The following is a 13,567-nucleotide window of genomic DNA, read 5'->3' as shown; positions in this document are numbered from 1 at the left end:
AACGCTATTGCGATGACTTCCACCCGGGGGTAACCTCGCCTTCCAATCCTGATAGCAAATCTTTCAGTTGTTTTTCTGCGTTCTGTTGATCTTGAGCTTTTACAATTCGCCCCTGCAACAGTTTCGTTGCATGTGAAAGCGCATCCGTTGCCTTTGCTTCGTCACAAGTAAACCGATATACACTGTAAAGCCTCAACCAAACGATTCCGCGGAGATCGTTATAATCCGCTGCGGCAGGACTCTTCCGCTGCTTGTCAGACAAGAAGGTCAAAAACGCGGTGAGCTCAGCTTCAGCCGCCCCTGCGTTTTTTCCGTGATAGATTTCCATCGCGTGCGTGTAGCGATCGGAAATCGATTTCGGCGTGTTGTCTTGGCAACCTGTCATCAGGCAACCAAGCAGCAGCCAAATTCGCGTCAACTTGAACATCATTTTGAACCCGTTTGGAAACCTCTGACTCGATCGACCAACATCTTTGACGCAGCATCCGTCGCGCTCTTGGTGTCGAGGAACAACCCCGCATGAGGGCCGTTGACCGGAGCAACCCATGAGTAGCTGACCCATTGTTCGCGGGACCAAAAAACCAGGAACGATCGCTGCTTCAGAGTCTGATACTCGATAATCGTTCGCGCCTCAAACGGCCCTACACGCCCAAGTGTGTTGCGGAGGTGATTCAGTGCGCCGGATGTCACGGATTTATAGTTGGAGGGCGACGGAATCGCTCCAGCTTGCTCTCCTACAAACTGCCCGGCTCCCAAGAAATACTCGACAGCATCCTCGAACGAATTGACCGCGCTCGTTGTTGGTAAGCCGTCGAAGCGGTTCGCGGGAAAACTTTCCCAAGCTCCAACAAAGTCGACTACCGCCGCGGCTTTCGCGTCGAAGTTACGGAACCCAATTCGGTTTACCTCAATCGCAGCCTTCGTGATTCTGATCTGCTGCCTTTCCTCCGCCCTATGCAGGGCGTCGTTGAACAGATACGTAAACGCACCGCTGACAGCACCGTTGGCAAACTTTCCCCCGCCGATCGTCGACGCCGTTCCACCAACAACAGCAGCCGCCGCTGTCTGCATTGGCACCCCATCAATATTGCGTGAGATGGGTCCGGCTACCGCGGAAGTAAACGCCGCCGCGTAAAAGCCGTGTCGGAACTCTCCACCCATGGCTTCTGTCACTCCACCTTGCGCAACGCCATGTGCGAGGTGTTTGAACCCATAGTCCTTGAACCAAGAATTCCCTTGGGCAAGTTCGCCGATTCCGAACGCGAGTCCCGCTGAGATGCCACCGGCTATGCCACCGAGAACACCCGCTTTGAATGCGTCTCCTATACTTCCTCCGTTGAGCAATGAACCAGCAAAACCTGATGCGAAACCTCCAGCCGCTCCTGCAACTATCGCTTGCCCAAGACTCGCCTGGCTGATGGCACCCAGTGCCGACAATATTCCTCCGCTTCCAACACCCATCGCCGCGAGTGCCGCGCCCGAAGTTATGACGGATGCCACGACGATCGCCACGATCTTCAACGCGTCCTTGAGCTTGAAGAACCCGCTCGGATCCGTCGCATTCATCGGGTTATTCCCGACGTAAGAATACCTGTTGTACTCTTGCGCATCCGCCGAATCCCCGACGAACGGATCCGAGGACAGGAATCTCCCAAGCACCGGATCGTAGACCCGGCCGTTCATGTGAACGAGGGCAAAGTCGTTCAGCATTTCGTGATCCGTATAGCCGCGCGTGGACGGCTGGGTGTTGGTGACGCCTGGATCGGTGTTGAAATAAGTCACCGCCTGCCTACCCCAGGCGTCATACGTGTAGCGCGCCAGCACACGTCCGCGTTCGTCGGTGATGCCGGTGATCGAGCCGAGTCCGTCGCCGTGGAAGTACCGCACGTCGATGGCGAGCGGGCTTCCGTTCTGCGCCCGGTCGGTGATCACCGCCACCCGGCCGGTCGGCGCCATGACGTAATGCTTGTGCTCCACCAGGGTGCCGGTGGTCACCTTCTCATACAGGCTGCCCACATAAATCGTGGTGTCCGTGACCACGTTGTTGCTCTTGCGCACCTGCTTGACGCGTTCGTGTCCCGCGCCAAACCAGAACTCGCTGGACTTGTTCCCCTGCGCGATTGTCCTGACCTGATTGAACGACGTCCAGGTGAGCGTCCTGCCTGCTCCGTTGAGCATGTTCCCATTGCCGTCGTAGGCGTACGCATGGGCGCCGGCTGTTCCCACCGCATAGGGGAGCGTGCTGAATCCGCCTGCGGGAACGGCGTTGTAGGTGTAGGAACCCACATCCGACTTGTGCACGATGTTCCCCTTGGCATCGAATGCAGCCGTGACGGTGGATCCGCCCACGACTCGGTGGCTCTTCAGGCGATCGAGCCCATCGTAGGCTTCGAATCGTTCGTCCCGCCCCGTCGCCATATCGTGGCGCTGGACGACATTGCCCACCTCGTCGTAGACGTAGAGCAAATCCTGGATGTTGTAGGGGCCCGTGATGACCGTGCCTTTCGCCACTTTGGACGAGAGCAGGCGTCCCGAGGCATCGCTGTAGATCCGGTCGGTTTCAATCCCATTGCCAAATGTTTCAGCGACTACCCTGCCTCCGGCTGAGTAATCCACTGCCCGCCAGTACAACGCTCCCTGGAGCTGACTGTTTGTCCTGGTGTCGTCCGCTGCCAAATAGGCCCGGATCTCCTTCAGATAACCGAATGCATTGAACACATTCCGAGTCGAGGCCCGGGTTGAGCCAATCCCGGTCGCCGGGTATGTCGCCCGCACGGGCCGGCTTGCGTAGTCGTATGCCGTCTCGAACGCATAGGCCAGGCCATCGATCTCCCGCGTCACCGCAGTGCCGCGTCCCATGGCATCATACAGGTAGGTTTCCTTGTAGTTGCCCGGGGAGGTCACTTGATGCAGTTTGCCCAGCCCTTTTGTCGGGGACGAGTCATAAGTCCAGGTGGTCGTGCCTTCACCTTCGGAACGGCTTTGCAGGCGGCCCAAGGCATCGTCGCCGAGCGTGGTAATCTGACCTTTCGCGTCCTTCTGCCAGATGAGTTCGCCGAAGACATTGTAGCGGTATTCCCAGACACCCATGCTGGGATCGGTCATCTTCTTTTTCCGACCTCGCTCGTCATACTGCAGCGCAGTAACGACGCCCTCCGCATCGGTGCCGAGAATGTTCCCCAGGGCGTCATGCGTGTAGGTCACATTCGAGGACGGTCCACCGAGTGCGGTGGCGTTGCGGGTGACCGACGTGGTCCAGCCCGCCTGATTTCGTTCCGAGAGAGTCAGCCGCCCTTTGGGGTCGGTCGATGACGTGATCAGGCCCGCATAGCTGTAACTGGTCGTGACCTCGCCCGGGGACGATTCATGAGGGGTCTTCAACACCTTCGGGCGGTCGAGAAGATCGTAGTCCGTCGTCCGGACCCAATAAGCCGTTCCCCCACCAAAGTAGGGATTGGAGGTGGAATAGGCCCGTCCGTAACGGTCATAGAGCGCGGTGGTGTAGACCATTTTCCCGGTGCCGCTGACAGTCACCCCCACGACGGAGCGACCCATCTTGTCGTGGAACGCCAGAACCGGTGGCGCGATGTTGATCTCCAGGCTCGGTTGCGACGGATTCGAGGCCGTCATTGTGGTTTCCACGAGGTATTTGATATTGGCAATCTGTCCCGCCGGCTGGGCGAGCGCCGGTGCGCTGGATGTCCACCGGTGGTGCGTGCGCGTGCGTGTGCCGTCCGCTCGCTGCTCGTAAACCTTGCGTCCCATGCCATCGTACTGCCACGAGGTCAGCAGGTTGTTGGCACCCGTCATCTGAAGGACCACGCCCAGGACCTGATCGTACTGATCATACCTTTCAACGTGCCCCAGCGCGTTCGTGGTATCGGTGGGAAAACGCCCGCGTGCGTCATGGTTGGTCGTCACAACACGCAAGACTGGTCCCCCGGCGTAGACGCCGCCCTGCGAGTCAACCGTGATGTTCGCACCTGAAACCGTGACCTTCTTCTTGTTTCCGAATGCGTCGTATTCGTGGGTTGTTGTGACTTCGACAACAGGATTGCCGGGCTCGATCTTCTCCCAATGGAGCAGGCCCGTGGCCGGATGGTAGCCGAATTTCGACTTCCGGACAATGTTGGGAGTATTCGGCGCAATCGACGTCACTTCGCTCTCCGTCAACCTGCCGAGATGCCACAGGGATGGCTGGGTGTTGTTGTCGTAGAGACTTCGGGTGATCTTCTTGTAGCCGTTGGTATCGACTTCGATCCTCAAGACGTTTCCGTAGTCGTCGATATCGGTGGCCACGTTGGGGATGCTGGTGACAGTCCGGCTGGTTTCGACGCCGCTCAGTTCGTAAGAAATCTCCGTGGACAACCGGCCGACCGCCATGTGCGTCGAGCCGGACTGGAAGTACTTGGCTTCGTAGGTGATCGTCGAGTCGCCCAGCAGCACGCCGTCACCGATCGTTTTCCGCCGTATCGGAAGACCAATGAAGGGGAAAATCTGGCTGTAGCAGGTTTCAGAACGCCGGAGGCGGCTGTCGCCGGCGAAAGCGGTCGTAACGCTCGTGTGATGAAATCCGAGGCTGCCGTAAAGGTGGTGGGATCTGAGTCCGGCATAACGGTAGGTCTGGACGGTTTCACCACTGAAGCCGTCATGCTGCCAGGAGGTGACGAGGCCGTTGATCCCCTTGATCGACTGGACTACGCTGAGGACTTGGTTGTAGGACGTGTATTCCTCCCTGTGAGCCAGCGCATTTTCCGTCCACTGCGGAAACCTGCCAAAAGGATCATACTGGGTTGTCGCCACCCGAGTCCGTTGTTGGCAAACTGCCGATACGTGACCTCGCAATTGTCCGCATTGGCGATACACTCCCCCCCAGCGAGTTCCCGGTTCAATGACGTCGGCGAATCGACGCTCGCAATTCTTCCATGCAGGTAGGATTGGCGATGGTTGTTGGCCTTCAAAAGTGCGAAAGGTGAGGTTTGACCCTTTTGGCTGAGCCCTGACGGTCGCCGCTTTTGTCATAGAAACCAAAATTATGGAGACCGTTTTTTGGCCGAAGCCAGGAAATCCTCCCGGTTTCGGCCACTATCATTTTACGTTATCACATGCAGGTAAACATGTTATGAGCCTGGGACAGGCTCTACTCTACCCCCCGTGGGAATGGCTCGCCGCAGGGACGAGGTGCCGTGGGTTATCGAACCACCGGATCTTTAGCGAACGATTTAGCAAGCTCCTCATCCAAGGTTTGGATACTCTTAGTGATAAATGCTGCCTGGATCGGATCAGTTAGGTCGATATTCTTAAGGACGCCCAACGAGTGACTTCGATTGATTTCGTCCGCTTTCACTAAGGCTTCGCGTGCTGCTTGATAATTTCCTTGGGCGCTTTCCCATACATATATCCTCAGATATGTGAAGCAGAGCTCACCCGCGATGAAGCGTTCCTTGGGAACGCCCACTGTTCGACTACTTTCAAGTATTCCAACGCGACGATTTAGGGCCTTCACTTTCTCGCTTGGAGCCGGGCTTTGCACAAAGTCCATATGGGCTTGATCGAGTGAAATGAGTATTTCCCGTTCTATTTCACGATCGGAATTGCACCCTGCAAGAATCGGTGACAATGCTACGATTAGTATCAAATATTTCATTTTAGCTTCGAGGTGAGCAACCCGTCTAAGTGACCAATGGCCGTATAGGTATAATCAGGACCCCAAGAATTCACGTTCAGGATTTGATCCCGTGTCCATCTCGTGTTCGACGGGAAGCCGGTTGGATTCTTCACCAATTCGAAGTCGTTTTGTTTTCTACCCCACCATTTGAAAATCCCCCATCCGCGACGCTCTTGATAAGTGAGTCTTGAGTGTATCGATGCCATATCGCGCATGCCTAGGGTCGAAAAACTCGTGGTCAATGTAGTCAATGCACGCTCCATCGACGGCAGAAGTTTCCCGACTGCTGATCCCCAATCAGGTCCCTTTTGCTTTTCAAAACCGGTGGCGCGAAATCGGCTGGCCAATATTGTGACTATAGCTTCTGCTGCTCTATCCGCAGCTATTCCTGTGACCGACGCTCCGTTCATAAGATCATAATACTCGGCACCGTCTCTATCCGCGGGCGTAAAGAATGGAGAAGCTCCGTTGAGGCGAATGGTCTTTCCGTTTTCCTCAAAGGTCGTCGCTTGAGCTTCGTTTAACATGTATATAAACGCGCCACTCACGGCACCGTTGGCAAATTTTCCGCCGCCAAGCACCGAGGCCGTGCCACCCACTACCGCAGACATCGACGTTCGGGCATAAGCGTTCTCTGCCAACCCTTCTATGGATGGACCAGCAGCTGCAGAGAAAAAGCCGGAATAAAAACCATGCCGGAACTCTCCGCCAGTCGCTTCCGCTGCTGCACCGTGGACCACCCCGTGTGCTCCAGCGTGACCGAAGTAGCCGAGATCACCCGCATGTGCCAGTTGGCCGATTCCGTGAGTAAGGCCGCCGGTAATTCCACCGGCTACCCCGCCGATCACACCGGCTTTGAACGCGTCGCCGATACTGCCGCCGTTGAGCAGCGATCCTGCAAAGCCCGATCCAAATCCAGCACCCGCACCAGCGCTTACGGCACCGGCGAATGTCAGTGAAAACCCACTACTCCCAGAAAGGGCGGCAAACGAACTTGCCAGCGTCGCGCCCGAACTCGCACCCACGGCGTAGACAGCCAGACCCGCCGTGAAATATGACGCCACCACGATTGCCACAATCTTCACCGCGTCCTTGAGGCTGAAGAAGCCGCTGGGGTCGGTTCCTCCCAGCGGGTTGTTCGCGACATACGAATACCTGTTGTACTCCTGTCCGTCGTTCGCGTCTCCGACGAATGGATCCGCCGTCATGAACCTGCCCACGACCGGGTCGTAGATCCGTCCGTTCATGTGGACCAGGCCGAAGTCGGTCAGGCCCTCGTGGTCGGTGAAGCCGCGCGTCGTTGGAGCCGCGTTGGTGACATCCGGAGCGGGGTTCGTATAGTGAGAACCGCCTGTCTGCCCCGGTGCGTCGTAGGTGTACTGCCGCACCACGCGTCCGCGTTCATCGGAAATCGTCCTGATCGAGCCAAGGCCGTCGGTGTGGAGGAACCTTGTGTCCCTGACGAGCGAGGTGCGGTCGGTGTGCACCGCCACTCGGCCGGTGGGGCAAGGATGTAGTGCCTGTGCTCGAAGGTCGCCCGCCCCCACCTTCTCGTAGATGCCACCCACGTAGATCGTGGTCTCATCCGGTGTGCCCGATGCCGCGGTGTTGCTGAACCGCTCCTGCTTCACCCGCTGTCCGGCCGCGTCGAAGGAGAACAGGGCCGACTTCTGCGTCTGCATGCTGGAGATTTTCCAGAGCTGGCCAAACGACGTCCAATCCGTGTAGCGGGCGTTGCTGCCATAGCCGGAAAGCATCATGCTCCCATTGGCGTCGTAGCCATAGTTGCGACTGCCCGCGTACCCCACGGCGTGCGGCACGCTGTAACTGTAGCTGCCCACATCCGACTTGTACGAGATGTTCCCATTGCGAAAGTAGTAGAGCGTGATCTCCGCGCCGCCGATCACCCGGTGCACCATCAGCCGGTCCAGCCCGTCATAGCCATCGCTTTTGGTTGGAGATCCCGCCGTGTAGAACCGTTCATCGCGACCGCTCGCCTGGTCCCGGCGCTCGATCACATTGCCGACCCGGTCGTACTCGTACCACAGGTTCTGGACGGCGTAGGAGGTGCCGATCGCGGCGGCACGGTCGATCGCCGCATGCAGCAGCCGTCCGGTCGCCGTGGAATACACCCGGTCGTTCGCAAGGCCGTTGCCGTGGATTTCCGAATCGATCCGGCCCGCGGCCGTGAAGCTGTCGGTCCGCCAGAATACGCGACCCTGGAGCTGATTGTTCTGCCTTGCCGAATCCGCATCCAGCCACGAGCGGATTTCCTTCAGGCACCAGAAGTCATTGTAAACGTGCCTGACCGAGAATGGCTCCGTGGTGAGCCTTTGGTCGCCGGATAGACGATCCGGTTCGGTCTGCCCTCGGAGTCGTAGCCTGTCTGCACGCTGTACACGGTTCCCGCGATCTTTCGGTCCACCCGGCTTGGGCGTCCGAGGGCTGTCATAGGCATATGTCTCCTCGTAGCCAAGGTCATCCTGCACCCCTCGCGATCCTGCCCTTGCCCATGGCGGCCGAATCGTACGTCCAGTGATCGTCCGCTGCGGAAACTGCCCTGGCTCCCTGGGACAACGGCTGGACCTGGTTTTCATGCGCCCGAGCGGATCATAGGTCATGGTCAGACCTGCAGCTTCGCGTCCTTCTGCCAGATCAGTTCCCCGAAGACATTGTAGCGGTACTCCCAGGTCCCCATGTTGGGATCCACCATCGATGTCTTCCTCCCGCGAACATCATGCGCGATTGTTGTTGTCACCGAGCCGTCCGCGTTTGTCGACACCAGTTTCTGAGGGCGTCATGCGTGTGTGTGACACTCGATTGGTCCGAGCCTCCCGAGTACTTGTTCCGAACCGAGGACACGACCCAGCCCTGCGAATTGCGCACCGTCTCGGTGACACGCCCTTCGGATCGGTCGCACTCGCGGCAAAATTGAATAGCTGTAGGTCGTCGTCTGCGCGCCATTCGCCTCATCGGGAGTGACGACCTGCCGTGGGCCGTCCGATGGCATCGTAGGTCGTCGTTGTCCAGTGGACCGGTCCGCTCCCATAGTACGGCCGCGACACCGCCGAAACCCGCCCCAGGCCGTCGTACAGCGTCAACTGCCGCACCAGGCGGTTGTCGCCGCTCACTCCGTGCGTTTCGATCGCGCGACCGTACTTGTCGTGGAACGAGACGGATGGGGCTCCACCGGAGCTCTCCGTCTCGACAAACCAGGCGGTGCCGGAGGGCGCTCCGGCGGCCGGCCAGCGATAGTTTGTGAGGGTGAACGTGCCATCCGCGCGATCCTCCCGCACCGTGCGCCCGAAGCCGTCATGCTGCCAGGAGGTGACGAGGCCGTTGATCCCCTTGATCGACTGGACGACGCCGAGGACTTGATTGTAGGCGGTGTATTCCTCCCTGTGACCCAGCGCATTGTCCGTCCACTGCGGAAACCTGCCAAAAGGATCATACTGGGTTGTCGCCACCCGAGTCCGTTGTTGGCAAACTGCCGATACGTGACCTCGCCATTGTCCGCATTGGCGATACACTCCCCCCCAGCGAGTTCCCGGTTCAATGACGCCGGCGAATCGACGCTCGCAATTCTTCCATGCAAGTAGGATTGGCGATGGTTGTTGGCCTTCAAAAGTGCGAAAGGTGAGGTTTGACCCTTTTGGCTGAGCCTCCGACCATTTTGGTTTGATTCGGACATGGGTTACACTTTGTCCGGGGACATAGGTTACACTTTTTGTTTAGTTTTTGTGTGTGATTTGGCGAGAGGTTTTTGATCCGGCAGCGCGATGTAGGCCGCAGGCCGGAATCGCGCTGCCGGATCAAAGACGAGGTAGCCGAGATGTACGTTGGCAAAGTGCAGCTCGGTGCGGCCGGTGGAATCCTTGCGCAACGCCACCCGGCAATGAGCGAAGATTTCACCAAGAGCGTAGTCGTGTCCGTCATGCCACAGCTTGCCTGTTGCGGAAACGCGCCGCACCAGCCAGTCCTTCGGGTAGCGCACCGCGGTGTCGTTCTCGCGCAGGCGGCGGGACTGCGACGGTAGATTTGAGCCGGGCAGAGCATGCCCAGCGCTTCATGTGGCCGGACATGGTTTCGCAGGTGCTGCCAGCGATCAAATCGCCGCTGCTGGGCGGACCAGGTTGGGGACGGCGGTTGCGTGGCCTCGGCCTTCAGATCGCGGTGAGCGCGTTCGTGAGAACCGTTTTGTTGCGGTGAAGCCGGTTGGATGAACTCGACGACGATGCCCTCGTTGATCCACCACACGCTCAGGGCGGAGAGCCGGCCCAAGGCAAGAGGCGAAGGGCGTGCCGTTGTCCACCCGGATGATCTCGGGCAACCCATGCAAGCGCATGATCTTGCGGAAGGTCCGCAGTGTTCCGGCAAACTGCTGATTGGGTTGGGCTCGGCAGGCCAGATAGTAGCGGCTGAACAGATCACACACCGTCAGGGGATCGCAGCGCTGCCCGTTGCCCAGAGTGAACCAGCCTTTGAAGTCCACCGTCCAGACATGGTTCGGATGCGTAGGTGTCGTCAGTGCACGGCGCGGCACCGTGTAGAGGCCCGGCTTGCGTCGCGGACGCTGACTCAAGCCGTGACGCCGCAGGATCGCTGCTATGGTGCTGCATGCCGGCGGCCGCCGGATGCCGTGGTCGCGGCGCAACAGTTTGCGCAGCTTCTTCGGCCCCACGTCCGGTGCCTGTGGCGCAACCGCACGATCAGCCCCTGGATCTGCCCAGCGGTCTGGTGCGAGCATCCTTGCGGACGGCGGCTGCGCTCGCGCAATCCCGCGGTGCCTTCCCGACGGTAACGCTTCCACCACTTGTGGCCGGTCTTCCGACTGACGTGAAAGTCCGCGCACAATTCGGTAAACGTGAAGCGGCCCGTGGCCGCGAGACTGACAAACCGATGCTTCTGTTCCATGAGGGTTTCTTCGTTCCGTGCCATAGCCTGAAAGTGTAACCCATGTCCCCGGACAGTTTGTTACCTATGTCCCCGGATCATACCTTTGACCCAGAACAAATTAATCTCCGCTTAACCTAACAACCTCCGTTACTTCCACCTCAGCATGAATCAGCCCTGGAACGCGTGCGAACTGGTGAATTATGATCCGCCGCCAAACAGGTTTTTCGTGTCGCTTCGCTCATTCTTCTTCGTCGGTGGGGGATTGGGCTTTTCGGGATTCGACGATTTCTCGGGCTCCGGAGAAACGATCTCGTGCAGCCCGGCCCTACGGCGCTGTTCCACGATGTAGGCGACGTATTTTTCAGGGTTTTCTTGTTTGCCCTCTCGGATGTTCCCGATCACTCGCAGCCAATTCTCGTTCCACGACTTCATTGCGCCACCGGGCGGCTTGCCCTTTAACTCGCGAGCAATCGCCTCATCTGTTTCGCGGCTAAGTACGCTCCATGTGCGCTGCGTGTCCCTCAAATAAGTTTTTCCATCCGCAGTCTTTCCGTAGTCGACTTCGTCATAGGGCGGCACCACAGTACATCCTGGGAGGCATGCAATCAGAAGGCCAACAAGGAATAGATTTTTCATGGGTAGTTTCCGGTGTGGATTTTGGCGCGTGCGAGGATGTCGGCCAATCCTGACGCGTATTTGATAGGGTTGAGCGACGGTCCCCAGAGATTTGCGCCATCGCCCAAGGCTGGATGTAATTCATCGTGCCGCCGTTGATTCGACCGGCTAGCCACGCACGCGGATAGCTGATCGCCGGGCTTCTCAGGTTCAATGTCGAACCACGCGGCACGCCGCCCTGCAGGATCGCATTGGTCACTGTCAACGTTCCTTGACTGTGAGCTGTAATCATGAGCGGACCGCTTGCCATCTGAAATGTCAGCCTTCGAAACCGGCCGCCAACGAGTCTCCGACGCCAGATGCAATCTTCTGCCAGAATGACTGCACCAAGTCGTTGATGATACCTTGCGATGGGTTGAAGTACCCAATGGTTGGGAGCTTCGCGGTGTCTAATCTGATCTGCATTGCGGCTCTATCCCCATGATTCCGTTTGTCGTGACACGATCGTAGTCAGCCGGGTTTCGCGACCCGCCATCTGGAAACATCGGTACTCCTTGCTCGCGGAGGTAGGTGTTTAGTCCCGTGAAAGTGACGTAACCGGCTGCTCCATAAATTGCTCCAGTGCGGAATCCATGGTGAAACTGGCCACCTTGCAATTCAGCACTAACTCCTCCTGCAACGCCGCCCATTGCGGACACCGCAGCGAGTTGCCTGACGTATTCGCGTGCGTCCGTGGAATGTCGCCAATACCAAACTTGCCTGCAATGCCGCCGGTAGCCGCTCTGATTGCTCCTCCGATCGCTCCGGCCTTGAAGGCGTCTCCGATGCTGCCTCCGTTCAACAAGCTTCCGGCGAAACCGGAATAGGTGCCCCTGCCATGCCTCCGGCGGCCGGGCCTGCAAAATAGGTTACCACGGCAGCGATTGCGAGGCCTGTCACCCGCCATAGTATTGGTTGAACGCCTTGGGAGCGAACCAGTACTCGGGCATCGCCAAAATGTGCGGCCCTAGGAAAAACGCCTGCTTCAAAACATCGCTGAACTTGCGGTATCCGCTCGGATCCGTGAATCCCAGCGGGTTGTTCGCGACATACGAATACCTGTTGTACTCCTGTCCGTCGTTCGCATCGCCGACGAACGGGTCCGCGGTCAGAAACCTGCCCACGACCGGGTCGTAGATCCGTCCGTTCATGTGGACCAGGCCGAAGTCGGTCAGGCCTTCGTGGTCGGTGAAGCCGCGCGTCGTCGGAGCCACGTTGGTGACATCCGGAGCGGGGTTCGTATAGTGAACCGCCTGTCTGCCCCAGGCGTCGTAGGTGTACCGCCGCACCACGCGTCCGCGTTCATCGGAAATCGTCCCGATCGAGCCAAGGCCGTCGGTGTGGAGGAACCTTGTGTCCCTGACGAGCGAGGTGCGGTCGGTGTGCACCGCCACTCGGCCGGTGGGGGCAAGGATGTAGTGCCTGTGCTCGAAGGTCGCCCGCCCCACCTTCTCGTAGATGCCACCCACGTAGATCGTGGTCTCATCCGGTGTGCCCGATGCCGCGGTGTTGCTGAACCGCTCCTGCTTCACCCGCTGCCCGGCCGCGTCGAAGGAGAACAGCGCCGACTTCTGCGTCTGCATGCTGGAGATTTTCCAGAGCTGGCCAAACGACGTCCAATCCGTGTAGCGGGCGTTGCTGCCATAGCCGGAAAGCATCATGCTCCCATTGGCGTCGTAGGCGTAGTTGCGACTGCCCGCGTACCCCACGGCGTGCGGTACGCTGTAACTGAAGCTACCCACATCCGACTTGTACGAGATGTTCCCATTGCGAAAGTAGTAGAGCGTGGTCTCCGCGCCGCCGATCACCCGGTGCACCATCAGCCGGTCCAGTCCGTCATAACCATCGCTCTTGCCCGACGATCCAGCGGTGTAGAACCGTTCATCGCGACCGCTCGCCTGGTCCCGGCGCTCGATCACATTGCCGACCCGGTCGTACTCGTACCACAGGTTCTGGACGGCGTAGGAGGTGCCGATCGCGGCGGCACGGTCGATCGCCGCATGCAGCAGCCGTCCGGTCGCCGTGGAATACACCTGGTCGTTCGCAAGGCCGTTGCCGTGGATTTCCAGATCGATCCGGCCCGCGGCCGTGAAGCTGTCGGTCCGCCAGAATACGCGACCGGAGCTGATTGTTCTGCCTTGCCGAATCCGCATCCAGCCACGAGCGGATTTCCTTCAGGTACCCGAAGTCATTGTAAACGTGCCTGACCGAGAATGGCTCCGTGGTGAGCCCGGTCGCCGGATAGACGATCCGGTTCGGTCTGCTCCTCGAGTCGTAGCCTGTCTGCACGCGCTGTACACGGTTCCCGCGATCTTTCGGTCCACCCGGCTTGGGCGTCCGAGGCTGCTG

General features: G+C 58.8%; 10 protein-coding genes. All 10 read right to left on the bottom strand.

The genetic code is table 11. From position 1 onward, the window contains the following. Window positions 1-4: 4 nt before the first annotated feature. A complete protein-coding gene (locus HS122_06390; GenBank protein ID MBE7538023.1) occupies window positions 5-430 on the bottom strand; it encodes a hypothetical protein in 426 nt (141 codons plus the stop codon). Next, window positions 427-4,803, bottom strand: a complete 4,377-nt coding sequence (locus tag HS122_06385) for an RHS repeat protein (protein MBE7538022.1) — start codon at window positions 4,801-4,803, stop codon at window positions 427-429. The genes HS122_06390 and HS122_06385 overlap by 4 nt, the downstream gene beginning before the upstream one ends. A 388-nt stretch (window positions 4,804-5,191) precedes the next feature. After that, a complete protein-coding gene (locus HS122_06380; GenBank protein ID MBE7538021.1) occupies window positions 5,192-5,647 on the bottom strand; it encodes a hypothetical protein in 456 nt (151 codons plus the stop codon). Further along, window positions 5,644-8,157: an RHS repeat-associated core domain-containing protein gene (locus tag HS122_06375; GenBank protein MBE7538020.1), complete on the bottom strand. Its 2,514-nt coding sequence runs from the start codon at window positions 8,155-8,157 to the stop codon at window positions 5,644-5,646. Before HS122_06375 ends, HS122_06380 begins: the two co-directional genes overlap by 4 nt. 134 nt (window positions 8,158-8,291) lie before the next feature. Further along, entirely contained in the window at window positions 8,292-8,450 is a 159-nt protein-coding gene (locus HS122_06370) for a hypothetical protein (GenBank protein MBE7538019.1), read from the bottom strand. A 187-nt stretch (window positions 8,451-8,637) separates the two neighbouring features. Then, complete coding sequence (locus tag HS122_06365) at window positions 8,638-9,135, bottom strand: hypothetical protein (protein ID MBE7538018.1); 498 nt, start codon at window positions 9,133-9,135, stop codon at window positions 8,638-8,640. Between the two features lie 154 nt (window positions 9,136-9,289). Next, complete coding sequence (locus HS122_06360) at window positions 9,290-9,925, bottom strand: transposase (GenBank protein MBE7538017.1); 636 nt, start codon at window positions 9,923-9,925, stop codon at window positions 9,290-9,292. 348 nt (window positions 9,926-10,273) lie between these two features. Next, window positions 10,274-10,582, bottom strand: coding sequence for a helix-turn-helix domain containing protein (locus HS122_06355; protein ID MBE7538016.1), 309 nt, complete (start codon window positions 10,580-10,582; stop codon window positions 10,274-10,276). Between the two features lie 180 nt (window positions 10,583-10,762). Continuing rightward, entirely contained in the window at window positions 10,763-11,146 is a 384-nt protein-coding gene (locus HS122_06350; GenBank protein ID MBE7538015.1) for a hypothetical protein, read from the bottom strand. 968 nt (window positions 11,147-12,114) lie between these two features. Then, window positions 12,115-13,371: an RHS repeat-associated core domain-containing protein gene (locus tag HS122_06345; protein ID MBE7538014.1), complete on the bottom strand. Its 1,257-nt coding sequence runs from the start codon at window positions 13,369-13,371 to the stop codon at window positions 12,115-12,117. Window positions 13,372-13,567 lie beyond the last annotated feature (196 nt).

The organism is Opitutaceae bacterium, from assembly GCA_015075305.1.
Lineage (GTDB): Bacteria > Verrucomicrobiota > Verrucomicrobiia > Opitutales > Opitutaceae > UBA6669.
Note: the sequence above shows the minus strand (reverse complement) of the source record. Positions and strands in the feature narration are given on the sequence as shown.